Origin of the sequence: Sphingomonas sp. Leaf20 (genome assembly GCF_001421535.1) — a bacterium.
Classification (GTDB): Bacteria; Pseudomonadota; Alphaproteobacteria; order Sphingomonadales; family Sphingomonadaceae; genus Sphingomonas.
The window spans coordinates 362,820-381,798 of sequence record NZ_LMKN01000009.1 but is presented as its reverse complement, the minus strand read 5'-3'; the positions used below and the strand labels follow the sequence as shown (position 1 = coordinate 381,798).

Genomic DNA, 18,979 nt, shown 5'->3' with positions numbered 1-18,979 from the left:
AACATCCCCCGGAGCAGGTGAAGCCACCGCGTGGCGACGCGGTGCACGCCCTCCCCCCGGTTCACTCGTGGAGCGTTGCGACGAGGCCCGCCATCTCGAACACGGTGGCCTGCGCATCGAGCGACAGCCCGATAGCCGCCCCCGCGAGATCGCGCGCAGCCGCGTGCGCGTCGAGCGCGGCCTTCAGCCGCAGACCCGAGCGTTCGCGTGCCGCCAGCGCGATGAACGCGGGCACCCGGTCGAGAAACGCCTCGTACCGCGGCTGTGCGGGCTTTCCCGCGAGCGCCTTTGCAAGCTTCAGTCGCTGCGCGTTGTCGCGGTCACCATCGCGCGCGATGCGGGCGATCGCGGTGTCGATCCCGGCGAGATCCAGCCCTGCATAGCGCAGCGCCTTGCCCGGGGCGCCTTCGCTGGCCAGGACCAGCGCTTCGACTTCGCCGTCGTCTAGATCGGGACGCGCCGCACGGATCGCGGCCGCGACCTCGGCGGGCTCGAGCGCCCCGAACCGCAACAGGCGGCACCGCGACCGGATGGTCGGCAGCAATCGCCCCGGCGCGTGGCTGACCAGCAGGAATATCGTCCCCGCGGGCGGCTCCTCGAGGTTCTTCAGCAGCGCGTTGCTGCCCCCGCGCTCGAGATCGTCGATCGCATCGATCATCACGACCCTGCGCGGCCCCATCGACGGGGTCGTCGCGAACAGCGGCTGCAGCGTCCGGACCTGCGCGATCGAGATGCTTCGCGCGATATCCTGATCGGGCTTGTCGGGATCCTTGGGCAGGCGCGCGAGGACGCGGAAGTCGGGATGCGATCCGGCCTCGATCAGCGACCGCGTCGGATCGTTGGCGGGCACATCAAGGCCGGGCGGCAGCGACGATCGCCCGCCTCGCGCCTCGGCCAGCATCCGCATCGCCGCGATACGCGCGAACGTCGCCTTGCCGACGCCGGGTGGTCCGGTCAGCAACCACGCATGATGCAGCGCACCACCGTGCATCGCCGACACGAACGCCGCCTGTGCAGCATCATTGCCGAACACCTTGGTCACAACGTCGCCCATCGGTGCGTCCGCGGATCGGGGATCGCGCGTGCCGCCGGATCGCGCATACGATCCGGCGCGGTGCGCATCATCCGAAGAAGCCCGTCAGCCCCGCCCAGGCGCGACCGAAGAACCCTGCCTCGGCGACATCCTTCTCGGCGACCAGCGGCATCCGCTGCTCGACGCCGTCGGGCATCGAAACGACGAGATCCGCGATATGCTGGCCGGCCTTGATCGGCGCCTTGATCGGCCCCTGATAGACGACCTTGGCGTTCATCCCGGGCGACGTGCCCGCGGGTACCGTGACGGTCAGCGCCTTGGGCGCGACGAGCCCGACGGTCGACGAATCGCCCAGCTGGACCGACGCGTCCTCGACCTTGCGGCCCTTCGCGACGATCGGCTTCGACTGCCACGCACGGAAGCCCCACTCCATGAACCGCACCGACTCGTCGGCGCGCTGGTTGAAGCCGGTCAAGCCTGCGACGACCATTACGAGGCGGCGACCATTCTGTTCGGCGGAACCCACGAAGCCGAACCCGGCCTCTTCGGTATGACCGGTCTTCAGCCCGTCGGCACCCGCGACGCGGCCGAGAAGCGGATCGCGGTTGGCCTGCGTGATCGCGCTGCCCCCCATGGTCTTGCCCCAGGTGAAGTCGCGCTTCGAATAGAATTGCTTGTAGAGCTTGGGATGATTGGTGATCGTCGCAGCGGCGAGCGTCGCGAGGTCATGCGCGGTGACATAGGTCACGCCGTTGTCGGGCCAGCCGTTGGACGTCCCGAAATGGCTGTCCTTGAGGCCGAGCTGGGCTGCCGCGCGGTTCATCCGCTCGGTGAACGCCTGCTCCGACCCCGAAATCGATTCCGCGAGCACGACGCACGCGTCGTTCCCCGACAGCGTCACGATCCCGTACAGCAGATTGGCGACGCTGACATTCTCGCCAGCCGACAGGAACATCGTCGAACCCGCGGACGGGCCATGCCATTTTGCCCAGGTCTCGGGGCGAACCTGAACCATCTGGTCGAGCTTGAGCTCACCCTTCTTGACCATGTCGAATGCGACATAGACGGTCATCATCTTGGCAAGCGATGCGGGCGGCATACGGCGGTCGGCGTCGCGCGCGAACAGCACCGCGCCCGACGACAGATCCTGCATATAGGCAATCGGTGCGGCGGTCTGGAACTGCGGCGCAGCGGCGATCGACGGCGTCGCCAGCGCGACCAGCGCCAGCGGCGCGGCGATCAGCCGCGGACGGACCGCCGCACTGAAAGCATGATGGGCAATCGCCGCGAGAGGTGCGGCCGACAGGGTCTTGGACAGCTTCGTCATGGGTATCCGTACGTCAAAAGAGGAACGCGGTATCGGGGCAAGGTCCCGCGCCGCCTTGGGCTTGCCGCCGCACCTTAGCCCGGCGGCACAACCGCGTCACGCGCGTGTTCCAGGATTTTTATGCGGCGCTCACCGCTCGACCGCATCGGCGAGAAGCCCGACCGACAACGCATAGAAATTCGAGCAGTTATAATCGAGGATCACGCGGTAATTGCCCGTCAGCAGATAGGCCGTTGCTCCCGGGCCATCGGGCTCGAGCAGCGTCGCCATGACCGGGTCCGCGGGCAGGCTCGCGCCCTGCGGAGCAATCCCCAGCGCCCGCCATTCCGCCATCGTCCGCCACCCGCTGTGCCGCTCGAAGACGCGGGGGCAGCGCGGCGATACCAGGCCATTGCGGATCTGTGTCCGGTCAAAGCCCGAAGGCACCGTGACCGCGACACCCCAGGGCTGGCCCGCGCGCCAGCCGGCATTGGCAAAGTAATTCGCGATCGACGCCAGCGTATCGGCCGGGCTGTTCCAGATGTCGGCACGGCCATCGCCATCGCCGTCCCGCGCAAGCCTGAGATAGATCGAGGGCAGGAATTGCGGGTTCCCCGTGGCCCCTGCCCAGCTGCCCTTCAGCTGGTCACGCGTCACGCCGCGATCGAGCATCTTCAACCCTGCGATGAATTCGCCGGCGAACAGCGTCCGCCGACGCCCTTCATAGGCGAGGCTCGCCAGCGAGCGCAGCAGGTCGAAATTGCCCGTGTAGCTGCCATAGTTCGTCTCATGGCCCCAGATCGCGACCATGATCGACTCCGGCACGCCCGTCTCGCGCTCGATGCGCTGCAACCGGCCGCGCTGCGCCAGATAGGTTTGTCGCCCGCGCCCGATGCGCGCGGCATCGACATGCTGGGCACGATAGGGGGCAAACGCCGGGATCGCGCTGCTCGAACCGCTGCCCGGTTGCGCACGATCGAGCGCAATCACCCGGTCGTTCAGCGTCAGCGTCGGAAACACGGCATCCGCGGTTCGCGCGCTGACGCCGTCCGCCAATGCCTGCTGTCGAAGCTGGCCCAGATACGCCTGAAATCCGGCCTCGTCCTGCGCGTAGGCGGCCCGAGACCCTGCCCCCGCGATGATAAGCGCCGCAACAGCGGTCACACAGAGCCGGCCAAACCGACGCGCTGTCTTTGATGATCCCCACATGGCGGCCGCTCTGCCATAGGGGCACCCGGATCGGAACCCCGCCCACCGCAGGGATCGCACAGACCGACGCGGCAAGGTCGCCGGGGATGCACAAGACGCGCGCCTGGCGTCCGGGACGACAGGACCGACCGCTGTTACTTATATACACTAGCGACGCACAAGTTTCTCATCCGTTTACGATGCAATTGCCCGGCATATATCAATAACAATGACATAACCACCGGCGACGTCTTTGTAGCCCTCTAATCCGCAGTACAGAGATAACTGGCGTACATTGACTCATCACGTATTGGCTTTAGTTCCAGCAGATACAAAGGAAACATCGAGAGCGGGGCTATCAGATGCACACAGTGGCGCGGTCCGAATACGGTTCATCGGCAACATCGGAAATCGATATTTATCTGGAATCGCCGCCGCCTAAGGGATTTGTGAAAGTTGATGCGCTTTGGGTTCGGCGATCGCGGATAGCTGCCGGCTGGATACTTGACGCGACATCCGGTAATCTGCCCGCGGTCGTCGATATCGGTTGCGGACAAATGTCGATCAGCGCATTTCTCCCCGCGCACACGCTGTATATCGGCTGTGATCACGTCGCACGCGATCTCGATACCATCGTCATCGACCTGAACGAGGCCAGCCTGCCCCTGTTCGATGTCGCCGACGCGGTGATGCTCGGCGTCCTCGAATATATCGACGACGTCCCGGCGCTGCTCGCGCAGCTGCAGCAATTCGAACGGATCACGCTGTCCTATTGCACGCATGCCTTCTGGCGCTCGGGCACCAAGCGGACGCGGTATTGGCGCAACGCCTATTCGGCGCGGCAGTTCAAGGCACTGCTGCGCGCCGCCGGGTTCGAGATCGTGCGCCAACGCTATCTGCGCGTCGGCGAGATGCTGTTCCAGATCAAGCGCGCCGCCTGACGGTCGGGTCGCCTGGCATCGCGTCTCGTCCACGGTGCGATGCCAGGGCCGGGTCCTCGAAATGACAACGCGGCAAATAAGCAAATACCCGATTTCGACGGGACGGGTAACGAAGCCGCTTGCCTTTGTCGAAGCGCAACCGCTAAGGGCAACGGCGTCGGGGAGTGGCGCAGGCTGGTAGCGCACCTGGTTTGGGACCAGGGGGTCGCAGGTTCGAATCCTGTCTCCCCGACCATTGTACGTTTGTCGTATAATCCTGGCCGCTTAGCGCTCACGCAAGCGACCTTTTCAAACAGATACACGTGACACCTTCATGGGCTCCAGAACGCCTGAGGTCCGACGCTTGTCAGCGCCACGGGCGCACACCCTGCTACCGTCACGTATCGACACGAAGCCGCGCACCTGCCCGGGCAGAGCGTCGACCTCCCGCCGTCAAAGGCCGCGAAACGTATCCCCAGCGCGTTATTTTGCTGCCCAGGCGGCACAGAGTAGCGGCGGCGCGTTGTCCCAGCTTCCTACCGGAACGGGATATGATGCCGAAAACACTGACTATTATCGGAATGGGCGCCTGCGGCGTCGCTGCGTTCGCCGAAGCTGTGACCCGGCTCAGCTATGATCCCGGCGATGGCTGGCTGATCCATCTCATTGAACGGGACGACGCGCTTGCGCGCGGGCTGGCGTTCGGCACCGAGCAGCCCGGGCATCTCCTCAACACCGAATCCCGACTGATGGGGTTGTATGATCAGGAGCCGGGCCACTTCCGGACCTGGCTCGAGGCGCGGCGCGCGGAAGCGGGTACGCCGCTCGATCCCGACGGGGTCGAATACCCGCAACGCCGCGAATATCGCCTCTATATGCGCGACGTCCTCGACCGAGCGCTCGATCGCGCGCGTGCCGCGGGGATCGACGTCCGGATCCATCACCAGGAGGCCGTGAGCATCGAGGGCAATCATCTCGCAGCGCGCATAACCCTGTCCGACGGCACGACGATCGCGACGGACATCGTACTCCTGACGATCGGCACGCCCGATCCGGACAGGTTCGGCACGCTTAATGGCGCGCCCGGCTATTTCGACTCCCCCTACCCTGCGCATCAGATGACGGAGCATATCGAGCGTGACCAACCGGTCGTCATCCTGGGCAGCGGGCTCAGCGCGATCGACGCGGTCATGACGCTGCTCGACAATGATCACCGGGGGCACATCCACCTGATTTCCAAGGAGGGGATGCTCCCGCGTGTCGAGATCCCCGCCCCCGAGACGGGCTATGAGCGGCGGTACCTGACGCTTGAAAACGTCCACCGTCTGATCCGCGAGCGCGGCGCCGCCTTCTCGATCGTCGACCTGTTCCGGCTGTTCCGGACGGAAGCCGAGACCGCGGCCGGTCGGCCGATCGATTGGCAGGCTGAGGACCGCTATGGCGGGGACGCGGAGGCCGCGCTGCTGCACGACATTGCCGTCGCCGAAGCGGAAGACGAGCCGTTCCAGCGCATCCTCACTGCCGCAAGACATGACTCCACGGCGATCTGGAACCTGTTGCGCCCGGTTGATCAGAAGCGGTTCGGCAAATGGCTCGCACCGCATTTCGCCGCGGCACGGTTCGTCACCCCCATGATCAACGCGCGGCGTCTCGCCGATGCGATGGCCCGTGGCCTGCTCACCGTTCGAGGCCAGATCGACGAGACCGTCGCTGACGAAGGCGGCGCGGGCTTTACGGTCACGTTCGACAATGGCGACACGCTCGAGACGCCGATCGTCGTCAACGCCACCGGACAGGCGACGACGCTGGACGAGATGAAGGAGCCGCTGATCAAGGACCTGCTCGCCAAGCAGTGGCTGCAACCGCATCCCGTCGGAGGCGCCATCGCGCACCGGGCGACGTGCCGGATCATATCCGCGACACGCGATGCGCCGCGTCTCTACGCGCTCGGCCAGTTGCTCAACGGCGAGCTTCGCGACACCAATGCGGTGTGGTTCAACGTCGAATGCGCGGGCCGCGCGGTCGATGACATCCTGCGCCAGCGATGAGCGCGATCGGCAACATCGCCGCGGCATTGCTGCCGCTCTACGGCGTCATCCTGATAGGCTGGGCCGTCGGGGGGCGTCTCCCGTGGGCGGCGAAGCTCTTCTCGACGATCCTCGTCTTCGGCCTCATCCCGCTCCTGGTGATCGACAAGGTGCTGGCTGCGGAGACGCGGCAGCTCATGGTGATCCCGCCATTGATGTTCGCCGTCGCCGCGCTGATGAGCATCCCCGCACACCGTCTGGCGCAGCGGCTCGGCAAGGATTTCGACCCCAAGCTCCTGTCCGCGTCCTTCTCGTTCTTCAACGTGGCGTTCTTCGGCGTTCCGGTCAGCCAGGCGCTGTTCGGCGAGGTCGGCGCATCGACGGTCATCTGCGCATATATCGGCAGCGCGCTGTATGGCGACACGATCGGCTATTTCCTGATCGCGCGTACCAAGGAGGGCGCACGCAAGGCGGCGACCAAGGCGTTGCGCGTCCCAATCGTTTATGTCGTGATCGGCGCCATCATCGCCAAACTGGCAGGCGTCACGATGCCCGAGGCGGCAAAGCCCGTGCTGTCGATTGCAGGCACGCTCGTCTCGATCCTCGGCATGGCAGTGATCGGTCTGAACCTCGCGGAGACCGGCCGTGACGACTGGCGACCGAAACTCATGACGCGCATCCTCGCTGTCAGGCAGGCCAGCGGTCTGATCCTGCTCGGCACTGCACTCGCACTCGAAGCGGCACTTGTCGGCATATTGACCCCGCGCGACCGTGTGATCGTCGGGCTCGTCGCGCTGTTCCCCATCGCCAGCAACGTGACGCTGTTCGCGACGCTGCTCGACACGAACCGCAAGGCCGCAGCAGTGCTCGTCGCCCTGTCGAGCGTCGTATCGCTGGTACTTGTCCTGCTGGTCGTTGGCCTGTTCCATTCGGCAATGCCGACAGGGTGACCGCGCCCTCCCCGCTCGGCGAGCCCGATCTCGCTGGGCGTGGAGCCAGGTCGACAGTCAGGGCGGCTGCTCGCTGGTCTGACGAAACGCTCTTTGCACTCGCTGCGCTCATCGACGCGGCAGAGATACGCGCGCGGCCTGCGTATCCGGTACCACGTGCGCGGGGGCTCTTGCAGGCAGCGTCCACGGATCGATGGTCAACGATCAGCCGCTTCGGCCGTCACCGGATGGGGACCGGGTCCGCGGTCAGCGCCTGCCGCATCGCCGTCACCTCGACGTTCAGCGCCGCAAGCCGGTCGCGGGACATGCCCGTCCGCTCGACGATCATGGGGGCGAGGCACCCGGTCTCGCGCCAACGCGCCCTTCCCCGCTCAGTCAGCCGAACACGGACCTGCCGCTCATCCGCGGGATTGCGAACGCGCGTGACGAGCCCCGCCGTCTCCATCCGTTTGGCGAGCGGGGTGATCGTGCTCGGCTCGAGCGCCAGACGCTCCGCGATCGCCCCGATCGGTACACCGTCCTCGGCGCCGTTCAGGATCTGGAGCACGAGAAACTGCGGATAGGTAATGCCGAGCCGATCGAGCACTGGCTTGTAGACGCGGTTGATCGCGATGCTCGCGGCATAGAGCGAGAAGCAGAGCTGCTCGTCGAGTGGCAGCGGCGCTGGGGTAGGCATCGAATTTCTCCTTAGGCCTTATATAGCACGGTGATGATTATCGCGCAAAATAGACCTGGACAGAATGCGAGACACTACCTAGATTGTTTATCGCGACAACTAAAAGGAGATCAGCCATGTCGATCGACGTCAAGTACAGCACGACCGCCACCGCGACGGGCGGCCGCGACGGCCATGCCCGCACCGAGGACGGCCGTTTCGACGTCAAGCTGTCCACCCCCAAGGAACTTGGCGGCGCGGGTGGCGACGGCAGCAATCCCGAACAGCTGTTCGCGGCGGGGTACTCCGCCTGCTTCATCGGCGCGCTGAAGGTTGCGGGACAGCAGTTGAAAGTGAAGCTTCCCGAGGACGTGGCGGTCACCGCCAAGGTCGGTATCGGGCCGCGCAGCGCTGGCGGTTTCGGCATCACCGCGGACCTGACGGTGTCGCTGCCGGGGATCGATCGGGACGAGGCCCAGCGGCTGGTCGACACCGCGCACCAGATCTGCCCTTACTCGAACGCGACGCGCGGCAACGTCGACGTCGGTCTGACGCTGGCCTGACGGGGCCGGGCCGGAGACCCATGTCTCCGGCCCGTTCCGCGTGAGCGCCCAGCAAATTCCCTCGCACGCAGCGCGCGAAGACCACCGCAGAGGCGCCTAGGATAGCGGCGGCTGTCCATTGGAGGCAGTCAGGCCGCCATCGACCGGCAGGTTGACGCCGGTTATGAAGCGCGCGTCGGCGCTGGCAAGGAAAGCGATCGCGCCGGCGATGTCGGCGGGCTCTGCGCCGCGACCCATCGGAATGCGCTCCTCGAACTTGGCAATTAGGTCGGGCTGCTCCTTCATGCCCGCGGTCAGCGCGGTATAGGTCAGCGACGGGTTCACCGCGTTGACGCGCACGCCGTTGCTCGCCTCGTCCATCGCCAATGCGCGGGTGAAATTGCTGACAGCGCCCTTCGCCGCGCAGTAGAAGCTGTGGTTCCAGTCGCCGCCGAGGCCGGACACGGACGACACGTTGATGATGCACCCCCGGGACTTGCGCAGATGCGCGATCGCGGCGCGGCTCATATGGACGACGCCGTACAGGTCGGTCTCGATCACCTTGGTAAAGTCCGCGAAATCGCCCTCGTCGAGCTTGCCGAGGTGGTCGACGCCGGCATCGTTGATCAGCACGTCGATCCGGCCGAAACGGTCGACCGCTGCCTGTACCAGCGCTTCGCAGGCCTCGCGGTCGGAAACATCGGTTTCCCGGGTCTCGACGGTTCCGCCAAGATCGCTCGCGAGGCGATCAAGCGCGGGCTTGTCGATGTCGCCCAGCATGAGCGTCGCGCCCTCCTCGGCAAAGCGGCGTGCGGCGCCCTCCCCGATCCCCGATGCGGCACCGGTTATGAGCACGATCGTGTCCGAGAAGCGCGCCATTACGCGTTTTCCGCCTGCACGGTGTGCTTGCCGTCGCCGAACGCCTCGACAAGCTTCGCGCAGAATGCGGGAAGGTCGTTGGGGTCGCGGCTGGTGACGAGGCCCTGGTCGACGACGACCTCCCGGTCGACCCAGCTGCCGCCTGCGTTCTCGATATCGGTCTTCAGCGTCGGAAAGGAGGTCAGCGTGCGTCCGCGCAGCTGATCGGCTTCGATCAGCGTCCACGGCGCGTGGCAGATCGCGGCGACGGGCTTCGACGCGGCGAAGAAATCGCGCACGAACGCGACGACCTTGTCCGATCCCCGCAGCGTGTCGGCGCCGACGCATCCGCCGGGGATCACCAGACCATCGAATTCGGACGCGGCGACGTCGTCGATCACCTTGTCGACCGTGAACTTGGCGCCCGGATCGAGGTCGTTGTTGAACGTCTCCGCCTCGCCAGCCTGAAGCCCGATGACGGTCACCTTGCCACCAGCCGCCTCGACGGCGGCCTTTGGTTGTGCGAATTCGGGCTGTTCGGTGCCGCGGGGTGCGATCAGTATCGCAATGGTCTTGCCTTCGAGCTTCATGACTATCCTTTCGAGTTCAGCGTTTCTGGCAACGGCGTCAGGCCGGAATGTCAGTGATGCGGGCCGTATTGGCCGCGGCGATCCCGGTTTGGCGGTGGCGGAAATCGCTCAGCGCGCGATACACCTGCATCCGGGCGCGCATTACGCCACCCAGCGGACGGTGCGCCGCCAGGCTGTGTGCGGGACGGAACGTCATCACTTCATCGAAATAGCGTACGCGCTCGGCGCCATAGGCGGCCTGCCGCGGCAGACGGATCGTGGCGATGGTCCGATACTCGCTGTCCTGAGTCGGCCAGTCGACCGAGCTGTCCTCGATCGGCTGCGTGTCCGCATTGGTCCACACCTGCGCACGCAGTTCGAACAACGCGTCATTCTCGGCAAAATAGTCGATGGCCGCATGACGAAAACCATCCTCGTCCTGATCCGGATCGAGCCGCCAGTCGTCGAGCGCGCGTTGTTCCGCCGCCACCGGGAACGCGCCGATCTTGGCGACATGGTCACCGAAGCGAACCGGACACTGGCTGAAATAGCATTCGTCGAGCGGATGGCTGAACGGGTGGCCATAGAAGTCGAGCGTGGGACTGGGGCTTCCGGCGACCGCGTTCAGCACCGTGTTGATGTTGCGCGCGATCGACGCCGCCGCGCTCTTGGCACCTTCGGGCATCGGCACGGTCAGGCCGATTGTCTTGGCCTGACGCAGGAACCCTGCGGCGGTACCGGCGGGAAACGTCGTTCCGCTCGCCAGCACGAAATCCTGCGTCGGTGCGTCGTGTCCGGGAAGCCTGGCGCCCTCGACGCCGAAGACCTTGATCGCCATGCCGCGATGCGTCGACACGCGGTCGCCGAGTTTTTCACCCGGGCCCTGCGCGAAGCGCACCGCGACCGCAAACGTGCCGGAATTCGCGAACAGCCCCTGCGCCAGTTCGGGCGGCAGATTGGCGGCGACCACCATCTCGCCGGTCACGCAGGCGGTGCTCTTCGCGTGGCTCGCACGAACCGCATGACCGTCCCGCTGCTCGACGGTCTGGCTCTCCTGCGTCATCCCCGCGATGATGCCGTCGATACTCGCCTGCTCGTCGGCTTCGGGCGTCTCTATGTCGTCGCGATAGGGTAGATAGGCCATGGAGAAACTCCCGTTGAATCAGGAGCTAAACACCGCAGCGTACCGAGACGTTGCGGTACGGTTCCGGGCAGAAATCGGCATCTGCGAGACGGCGCGGCGCGATGCCCGTTTGCTGGCAGACTAGCGATCGTCCAATCTGTCTCGCGGCCTTTCAGCGGCGGCAACACGTCGCTTCACGCAAACCAATCGTACGAAATCGCGACCGGAACGCGCCGTAAATTGGTATTTCTTTGGTTTTAGAATTCAAGATGTAACAATCCAGCACCATCGGGAACCTGATTGCCGCTTCGGCGGCGCACAGCTTCTGGGGGGTCCATGCTCAAGTCCGTTCTCGCAACCGGTACCGCGTTCGTCGCGCTGTACGCGGCGTCTGCCGCGCCTGCTCATGCGCAGGTCGTCGACGCAGCCACCGTCACGACAGCCGAACCGGGTCGCGAGGACGATCGGACCGCTGCCCCCGAACAGCCGAACAGCGACATCATCGTCACCGGCTCGACGCGTGCGCAGCGCCGCTTCGATGCCTCCTATGCGATCAACACGATCTCGCAGACCGACATCGAGAAGATCGCACCGGTCAACTTCGCCGACCTGATCGGGCAGCTGCCGGGCTTCCAGACCGAGATCACCGGCGGCGAGGTCCAGAACATCTATCGAATCCGCGGCCTGCCCAATGACGGCGGCTTTGTCAGCTTCCAGCAGGACGGCCTGCCGCTGTTCCATGAGAATGACGGCGTCTTCTTCCGCGGCGACGCGATCCTGAAACCCGATCTGATGACCGAGCGCGTCGAGGTCGTCCGCGGCGGCCCCGCGCCCGTCTATGCGAGCTATTCGGGCGCGATCATCAACGCGATCGAGGTGACGGGGCGGGACGAGGTACGCGGCAAGGCGCAGCTGACGCTCGGCGATACCGGCCTCTACCGCGCCGACGTGGTGCAATCGGGTCCGCTCGGCGGCAACACCTATTACGCGGTCGGCGGGTTCGTGCGCTATCACGACGGCTACCGCGACAACGGCTTCCCGAACGACAAGGGCGGGCAGTTCCGCGCGAACGTCAAGCATGATCTCGACAATGGCTCGCTGCGGCTGAGCGTGAACTACGTCAACGATCACAACGTGTTCTACCTGCCGATCCCGACCGCCGACCCGCGCAATCCCGCCGTCTCGCTCGACCGCTATATCGACTATTTCTCCGGCACGATGAACTCGCCTGCGCTGCGCAACGTCAATCTGCGCTACCGTGACGGCGCCGGCGTCGTCCAGAACGAGGCGAGCGACCTCGCCGACGGCCGCCATATGCGGATGATCAATATCGGCACGCAATATGATGCGGAGTTCGACGGCTGGCTGGTCGCGGCAAAGGCCGGCTTCACGATGGGCAAGCTCGATTTCAACGCCTTCTATTCGACGACGAACCCCGTCGATGCGAACGGTTTCGCCAATGGCTACCGCGCGCGCGCGACGACCGCGTTCGGGCCGGTCGCCTCGTTCGGCTATGTCCTTGCCGGGACCGCGACGCCCTATGATCCCTATGCCGCGTCGGGGCTCGTCGTGCAGGGCCAGTACCGCGACATCCATTCGAAATTCTATTCGAACCAGGTCAATCTCTCGGTCGCCAAGAAGTTCGAGACCGGCTTCGGGAGCCACGACCTTAAGCTCGGCGTCTATGGCAGCCTGTACGGCGAGGATAGCCGGACGATCTATCAGAACTACCTGATGGAGGTCGCGGGCAAGCCGAGGACGCTCGATCTCGTCGCGTACAACGCCGCCGGCACGCAGATCGGCCGCGTCACCGACAACGGCGTCCTGAACTATGCCGCGACGCTGACACGCGGCAACTCGGACGCGAAGATGATCGCACTCTTTGCAAACGACACGTGGGAAATCATCCCGGGCCTGCGCTTCGACGCGGGCATCCGCCACGAACGCTATAGCTACGAGGGCTATGCGGCGCTGACGGGGCAGGCCAATCTCGGCGACGCGACGACGCTCGCCGACGACACCACGCGCGCCTTCACCGGCGGCATCCTCAACCAGACGGGCAAGCCGCGTGTCACCAACTGGACTGCGGGTGCCAATTACGACTTCAACCGGCACATCGGCGTCTATGGCCGCGCGTCGCATCTCGAGACGCCGCCGAGCGTCCAGACGGTCATGAGCATCAACCCGACGATCCTGACCACGATCGCCGACCAGTATGAGGCCGGGCTGAAGCTCGCCGCCGGCCGGTCCTATCTCTACGTCACGGGCTTCTACACCAATTTCGACCCGCTCAACGCGTCGTTCCTCGCGTTCGACCCGACGACGGGCCGCAACGACGTCAACATCCCGTTTATCGGCGAGGCCCAGGTCAAGGGGATCGAGTTCGACGGATCGCTCGCGCTGACCTCGTGGTTCTCGCTCAACGGCGCGCTGACGATCAGCGATCCCAAATACAAGAACTTCCAGAGCTCGACCGGCGCCGATCCCGTCCTGGCAGAGGGCAAGCAGATCGTTCGCCAGCCCAAGATCTACGGCAATATCCGCCCGAGCTTCGACTTCGATCTCAACGGCAACGCCGTCTCGGTCTATGGCCGCTATACCTATATGGGCAAGCGCTTCGTCGACCTCTACAACAACACCGCGCTCCCCGCCTATGGCACCACCGGCGCAGGCGTCACGTTGCGCCATGGCACGTGGCAGGTACAGGTCGTCGGCGACAATCTGTTCAACGCGCACGGCCTCACCGAGGGCAACACGCGAACCGACCAGCTGAGCGGCCAGGGCAGCGCCGAGGCGATCTATGGCCGCCCGATCTTCGGCCGGAACGTCCGTCTCGTCGTCGGAAAGTCCTGGTGAGGTTCCGCGCTAGCATCGCGCTGGCCGCGCTGTTGATGGCGGGCGCCCCGGCGGGGGCAGGCCCGCCTGCGGCAAGCCTCATCGGCGTGCCGCCTGCCGGCGACCGGGTCATGGCGGCTTTGTCTCAGCGGCTTTTCCCGCTGTTCGACGCGATCGGCGCAGAGCCGGGCGCGGTTGACCGGATCATCGCGAAGCCCGGCATCGCGGCGATGCTGGCGGCGCGTACGGCGCGGCGTGCCGCCTGCGGACAGGATGTCGTCTGCATTGCGCAGGCGCTGGTCTGGACGCCGTCCGAAACAGCGCTTCTCGTCCGGGCGATCCCGCAGGACACCGCGCATGCGGACGACGGCGCCGCTGCGCAGGCCGGGCGAGAGGTCGAGGGCGTCAATGTCATCCTGCGCACCTATGGTCTCGGCCAGGTGCCGCGCTATCCGCAGATCGACGGTGCCGGTGCGATCGATCCGCAGGAGGCCAGGGCGCGACTCCAGGCCGCGGACTGGCTGTCGCGCACGCCGCGCGCACGGTCGGCGCAGCGCCTCGACACCAGCATCGACTATGCGCTGGCGCTGCTCGACGTCAGCGACCGGACCGACGCGATCGGGTTCGATCCGCTGACCGGCGGGCTGAACGCGCCCGCCGTCAAGCGCGCGCGATCGATCGACTGGAAGGCGTGGCGGTACAGCGCGATGATCGTCACCGGTGTCGGTCCGGAGACCCCCGACACGGCGCTCAGCCCGTTCGGCAAATACCATGTGCGGCTCGCCGCGGAACGCTTCGCGCGTGGCGATATCGCGTTCGTGATCGTCAGCGGCGGCCGCGCGCACCCCCGCGGCACGCGGTTCACCGAGGCCGAACAGATGCGCAGCGCGCTGATCGACCGCTATGGCGTGCCCGCGGATGCGATCGTCGTCGAACCCTATGCGCGCCACACCACGACCAACCTGCGCAATGCCAGTCGCCTGCTGGTCGCGCTGGGCGCACCGCTCGACCAGGACGCGCTGGTCGTCTGCAATCCGGGCCAGAGCGAGACGATTGCCAGCGCGGCCTTCACGCAGCGCAACCTGGCGGAGCTGGGCTATGTGCCGGGCGAAGTCGGGCAGCGCCTGTCGCCGACCGAACTGAGCTTCCGGCCATCGCCCCTGTCCAAGCGTATCGACCCCCGCGATCCGCTCGATCCCTGAGCGCGTATGGAGCGCGTCGTCCGCCCTGCCCTGCCAGCGTCGATCGCCGCGCCATGCCGGGACAGGCTGGTCATCCGAGACCCGTCAGTCGACGGGCACGATCTCGATCACGTCCAACGTCGATTCGAACCGGGGATAGGGTAAAACCAGCCGCCAGCGGCGCGCGCCGATCCGTTCGACGAGGCCCGCCATGTCGCGGTTGTGGTCGGTGCCATAGCGCATCGGATGGCGTTCGTCGGCGAGCTGCATGCTGCCGAGGAAAATACCGCGGGAATTGCTCTCGGCGTAGATCGATCCGACCGGCCGCTGCGATCCGGCGTCCTTGACGAAGTCGGAGACGCCATCCCCCGCCCCGGTCGAGATCCGGCACGGGAACCAGCCATAGGCGACGAACCGCAATCCCGAACCCGATGGCGCGCCGAGCTTGAACGTACGGCAGCGATAGCTGCCCGCCGGCGGTATCGGGTCTTCCAGCACGCGATCGGGTGCGAGCAGATCCCCCTGTGCCGCGATCTCGCCAGGCTTGAGCTGCGCGAGCGCACTCACCCATGCGGTACGCCATTCGCGCAGCCGCGTCCGGTCCGCTGTCGTCACGAGCGATCGCCACGCCGAACGACGTGGAGCGGACCGGGTATCTACCGCGCCCCCTCCCGCACGCTCCGCGCTTGCGCCGCGCGGGGTTTCGACGCGCAGCGCGCTGTCCGTCGACGATGCGCCGCCGCATCCCGCCAACAGCGTGCAGGTGGCGACGCCCGCGATCCACGCGCGACCGCCCGGGCGCATCGGCCCCTCCGCGGCGCGCGCTGCCGACCGGATCATGCCGCGGTCCACCCGCCATCCATCGACAGGTTCGCGCCGGTGATCGACTGCGCCTCGTCACGACACAGGAACAGCGCGAATGCCGCGACCTGCTCGGGCGTGACGAACGCCTTGGTCGGCTGCGCGGCAAGCAGGATGTCGTTCACGACCTGCTCGCGCGTCAGGCCACGCGCGGTCATCGTGTCGGGAATCTGGTTCTCGACCAGCGGCGTCCAGACATAGCCCGGCGAGATGCAGTTGACCGTGATGCCGTCGGTCGCCGTCTCGAGCGCGATCGTCTTGGTCAGCCCCGCAATCGCGTGCTTGGCCATGACATAGGCCGACTTGTTGGGGCTCGCGACGAGCGAATGCGCCGACGCGGTCGAGATCACCCGGCCCCAGCCCCGTTTGCGCATATGCGGGATCGCGGCACGCATCATGTGCCACGCCGATGCCATGTTGATCGCGATGATCGCGTCGAACTTGTCGACGGGAAAGTCTGCGATCCCGGCAACATGCTGGATGCCCGCATTGTTGACGACGATGTCGCAGCTCCCCGTCTCCGCGACCGCGCGCTCGACGAGACCCGCGATCTCGTCGGGTCGGGTCATGTCGGCCGCGTCATACAGTGCGGCCGCACCGCCCGTCTGCGCGATGCCGGCGCGCGCCGCCTCGATCGCGTCGGGTTCGCCAAAACCGTTGAGCACGATATTCGCGCCCTCGGCTGCAAAGGCCTTTGCGTAGGCCAGCCCGATACCCGAGGTCGATCCCGTGATGACCGCCGTCTTGCCCTTCAGAAACATCGTCTTTCCCTTCTGCCAGCGGGTACGCCAGGATATCGTGTGTGACATGTCAAACGCGATGATCGCCAATAGAGCCAGCAGCGACGGGATATGCAACTCCACGCGCTGCCGTGCATTTCGTTACCGATCCATAATGAAAGCCTGAAGACCATGCGGCTCGACGATTTCGATCCCAATATCAATGTCGAAGACCAGGGCCGCGGCGGTGGCAGCGGCTTTGGCGGCGGCGGTGGCGGCGGGGGTTTGCTGTTCGGGCTCTTGCCGCTGATCGGCAGCCGTTTCGGGTGCGGCGGGATCGTCGTAGTGCTGATCCTGATGGCGGTGTTCGGCGGGCTCGGGAACATCGGCGGAATGCTGGGTGGCGGCTCTGCACCGTCGGCTCCCTCGGGCCAGATCGCGCAGCGGGCGCCCGGCCAGACGGACGGCCAGACCGACGCACAGACGGTCTGCTCGGTAAACGCCGAACGCCGCGCCGCATGCAACGCGTTCAGTTCGGCGCAGAAGACCTGGGCCGCGATCTTCGCGAAGAACGGCGAGCAGTTCACCGCCCCCAAGCTCAGCTTCTTCGACGGCAACGGCCGGTCCGGTTGTGGCGCCGCGCAGTCGGCGATGGGGCCGTTCTACTGCCCGACCGACAACGGTATCTTCCTCGACACGAGCTTCTTCGACGAGCTCGCGACGCGCTTCGGTGCGCGCGGCGATTTCGCTCAGGACTATGTCATCGCGCATGAGTTCGGCCATCACATCCAGAACCTGGTCGGCACATCGGGCCAGGTCTCGCGCGCACAGCGGTCCGCCGGCGAGACAGAAGGGAATGCCCTGTCGGTTCGGCTCGAGCTACAGGCCGATTGCTTCGCAGGGGTCTGGGCCGCCGCCAATCGCGACCGCCTCGAACCCGGCGACATCGAGGAAGGCATGACCGCGGCGCAGGCGATCGGTGACGACACGCTTCAGAAGCAGGCGCAGGGCCGCGTTGTCCCCGACAGCTTCACGCACGGATCCTCGGCACAGCGCCAGACCTGGCTGCGTCGTGGTCTCGAGAGCGGCGACCCCGCCGTCTGCGACACCTTCTCCGGGACGATCTGACGCCCCGCACCACGTCCCCTCCTCCCGGCTGCCCGGGAGGAGGGAGTTGGTGTCAGACCTTGACGAGCATTTTGCCGGTATTGCCACCCGAGAACAGGCCGAGGAACGCGTCGGGCATCGCGTCGAGCCCCTCATGGACGGTCTCCTGCCGCTGCAGCGTGCCCTGCGACAGCATCGCGCCCATGTCCTTGTAGAATTCGGGCGCGCGATCCATGAAGTCGCTGACGATGAACCCGCGGATCTGGACGCGATTGCCGATCAGCCGCGCAAGATAGCGGAGCTGCGTCGCCGCCCCGCTGTTATAGACGTCGATCATGCCACAGATCGCGAACCGCGCGTGCAGCCGGGCATGCGCCAGTGCCGCATCGAGGTGATCGCCGCCGACATTGTCGAAATACACGTCGATGCCCTTGGGCGCGGCCTCGCCCAGCGCCTTCACGACGGGAACGTCACCCTTGTAGTCGATCACGGCATCCGCGCCGAGCGACTTGACCCAGGCACATTTCTCGGCGCCGCCCGCCGACCCGATTACCGTCATGCCCTTGGCCTTCGCGACCTGGACGACGGTAGATCCGACCGCGCCCGCAGCCGCCGACACGAAGACCGTGTCGCCGGGCTTCGCTTCCGCCACCGCCAGCAGCCCGAAATATCCCGTCATGCCGGGCATACCGAGCTGTCCAAGGAATGCCTGCGGGGGAACGTCGAGCGCGGGGAGTTTCTGGACCTGCGCTGCGGGGACCACCGCCTCGTCGCGCCAACCGGCCATGTGCAGCACCATGTCGCCCGACTTGAACGCGTCGTCCGCGCTCTCGATCACCTCACCCACGGCGCCGCCCTGCATCGCCTTGCCGAGTTCGAACGGCGGGACATAGCTTTTCACGTCGTTCATGCGCCCCCGCATATACGGATCGACCGATAGCCACCGGTTCGCGACCCGTACCTCGCCAGGCGCCAACGCGGCCTGGTCGAGATCGATCATGGCGAAATCGGTATGCTTCGGCATGCCTTGCGGGCGCGCCTTTAAGCTCCATGCACGGGCCATCTTTATGCTCCTGTCATCGTGTTTCGTAATCTGGGTATGGCG

At 65.9% G+C, this 18,979-nt stretch carries 17 protein-coding genes and 1 tRNA gene; 8 read left to right on the top strand and 10 right to left on the bottom strand.

Annotation, left to right across the window (positions count from 1 at the left end; translation table 11 throughout):
* Positions 1-61: 61 nt before the first annotated feature.
* The 3 genes from ASE72_RS15170 to ASE72_RS15160 form a co-directional block, all read right to left on the bottom strand.
* A complete protein-coding gene (locus ASE72_RS15170) occupies positions 62-1,054 on the bottom strand; it encodes an AAA family ATPase (protein WP_235532383.1) in 993 nt (330 codons plus the stop codon).
* Between the two features lie 67 nt (positions 1,055-1,121).
* Positions 1,122-2,360 carry a D-alanyl-D-alanine carboxypeptidase family protein gene (locus ASE72_RS15165; RefSeq protein ID WP_082446140.1) on the bottom strand — a complete coding sequence of 413 codons (1,239 nt, stop codon included), beginning with the start codon at positions 2,358-2,360 and terminating at the stop codon, positions 1,122-1,124.
* Positions 2,361-2,489: 129 nt separating this feature from the next.
* Positions 2,490-3,548, bottom strand: coding sequence for a lytic murein transglycosylase (locus ASE72_RS15160; RefSeq protein ID WP_082446138.1), 1,059 nt, complete (start codon positions 3,546-3,548; stop codon positions 2,490-2,492).
* Positions 3,549-4,084: 536 nt separating this feature from the next.
* Between ASE72_RS15160 and ASE72_RS15155 the strand changes: the two genes are divergently transcribed.
* The 4 genes from ASE72_RS15155 to ASE72_RS15140 all read left to right on the top strand — a co-directional run bounded on the left by ASE72_RS15155 (position 4,085) and on the right by ASE72_RS15140 (position 7,424).
* Complete coding sequence (locus ASE72_RS15155; protein ID WP_056023161.1) at positions 4,085-4,468, top strand: hypothetical protein; 384 nt, start codon at positions 4,085-4,087, stop codon at positions 4,466-4,468.
* Positions 4,469-4,626: 158 nt separating this feature from the next.
* Positions 4,627-4,703, top strand: a tRNA-Pro gene (locus ASE72_RS15150).
* Positions 4,704-5,001: 298 nt separating this feature from the next.
* A complete protein-coding gene (locus ASE72_RS15145; protein ID WP_235532382.1) occupies positions 5,002-6,495 on the top strand; it encodes an FAD/NAD(P)-binding protein in 1,494 nt (497 codons plus the stop codon).
* A complete protein-coding gene (locus tag ASE72_RS15140; RefSeq protein WP_056023154.1) occupies positions 6,492-7,424 on the top strand; it encodes an AEC family transporter in 933 nt (310 codons plus the stop codon). Before ASE72_RS15145 ends, ASE72_RS15140 begins: the two co-directional genes overlap by 4 nt.
* 220 nt (positions 7,425-7,644) lie before the next feature.
* Here the strand turns inward: ASE72_RS15140 and ASE72_RS15135 are convergent, their stop codons facing one another.
* Positions 7,645-8,100, bottom strand: coding sequence for a MarR family winged helix-turn-helix transcriptional regulator (locus ASE72_RS15135; protein WP_056023151.1), 456 nt, complete (start codon positions 8,098-8,100; stop codon positions 7,645-7,647).
* Between the two features lie 116 nt (positions 8,101-8,216).
* Between ASE72_RS15135 and ASE72_RS15130 the strand changes: the two genes are divergently transcribed.
* The gene (locus tag ASE72_RS15130; protein WP_056023148.1) at positions 8,217-8,642 is read left to right on the top strand and encodes an organic hydroperoxide resistance protein; all 426 of its coding nucleotides are present in this window, start codon (positions 8,217-8,219) and stop codon (positions 8,640-8,642) included.
* 96 nt (positions 8,643-8,738) lie between these two features.
* On the opposite strand, the gene ASE72_RS15125 is transcribed toward ASE72_RS15130, so the two are convergent.
* From ASE72_RS15125 to ASE72_RS15115, 3 genes are read right to left on the bottom strand one after another with little or no spacing between them, the layout of a single operon-like run.
* Positions 8,739-9,500: an SDR family NAD(P)-dependent oxidoreductase gene (locus ASE72_RS15125; RefSeq protein ID WP_056023145.1), complete on the bottom strand. Its 762-nt coding sequence runs from the start codon at positions 9,498-9,500 to the stop codon at positions 8,739-8,741.
* The gene (locus tag ASE72_RS15120) at positions 9,500-10,069 is read right to left on the bottom strand and encodes a type 1 glutamine amidotransferase domain-containing protein (protein WP_056023142.1); all 570 of its coding nucleotides are present in this window, start codon (positions 10,067-10,069) and stop codon (positions 9,500-9,502) included. Before ASE72_RS15120 ends, ASE72_RS15125 begins: the two co-directional genes overlap by 1 nt.
* 37 nt (positions 10,070-10,106) lie before the next feature.
* Positions 10,107-11,192, bottom strand: coding sequence for a catalase family protein (locus ASE72_RS15115; protein ID WP_056023139.1), 1,086 nt, complete (start codon positions 11,190-11,192; stop codon positions 10,107-10,109).
* Positions 11,193-11,507: 315 nt separating this feature from the next.
* On the opposite strand from ASE72_RS15115, the gene ASE72_RS15110 reads away from it, so the two are divergent.
* Together ASE72_RS15110 and ASE72_RS15105 are read left to right on the top strand one after the other, a co-directional pair.
* Positions 11,508-14,027, top strand: a complete 2,520-nt coding sequence (locus ASE72_RS15110) for a TonB-dependent receptor (RefSeq protein WP_056023137.1) — start codon at positions 11,508-11,510, stop codon at positions 14,025-14,027.
* Positions 14,024-15,208: a YdcF family protein gene (locus tag ASE72_RS15105; RefSeq protein WP_235532381.1), complete on the top strand. Its 1,185-nt coding sequence runs from the start codon at positions 14,024-14,026 to the stop codon at positions 15,206-15,208. The genes ASE72_RS15110 and ASE72_RS15105 overlap by 4 nt, the downstream gene beginning before the upstream one ends.
* An 84-nt stretch (positions 15,209-15,292) precedes the next feature.
* Here ASE72_RS15105 and ASE72_RS15100 read toward each other — a convergent pair whose 3' ends face one another.
* Both ASE72_RS15100 and ASE72_RS15095 read right to left on the bottom strand, forming a co-directional pair.
* Complete coding sequence (locus ASE72_RS15100) at positions 15,293-16,027, bottom strand: DUF4893 domain-containing protein (RefSeq protein WP_235532380.1); 735 nt, start codon at positions 16,025-16,027, stop codon at positions 15,293-15,295.
* Entirely contained in the window at positions 16,024-16,809 is a 786-nt protein-coding gene (locus ASE72_RS15095) for a 3-hydroxybutyrate dehydrogenase (RefSeq protein WP_056024246.1), read from the bottom strand. Before ASE72_RS15095 ends, ASE72_RS15100 begins: the two co-directional genes overlap by 4 nt.
* Before the next feature lie 150 nt (positions 16,810-16,959).
* Here ASE72_RS15095 and ypfJ point away from each other — a divergent pair, with 150 nt between their 5' ends.
* A complete protein-coding gene (gene ypfJ, locus ASE72_RS15090) occupies positions 16,960-17,895 on the top strand; it encodes a KPN_02809 family neutral zinc metallopeptidase (protein ID WP_056023134.1) in 936 nt (311 codons plus the stop codon).
* Between the two features lie 52 nt (positions 17,896-17,947).
* Here the strand turns inward: ypfJ and ASE72_RS15085 are convergent, their stop codons facing one another.
* Positions 17,948-18,937, bottom strand: coding sequence for an NADP-dependent oxidoreductase (locus tag ASE72_RS15085; RefSeq protein ID WP_082446134.1), 990 nt, complete (start codon positions 18,935-18,937; stop codon positions 17,948-17,950).
* Positions 18,938-18,979: the final 42 nt, after the last annotated feature.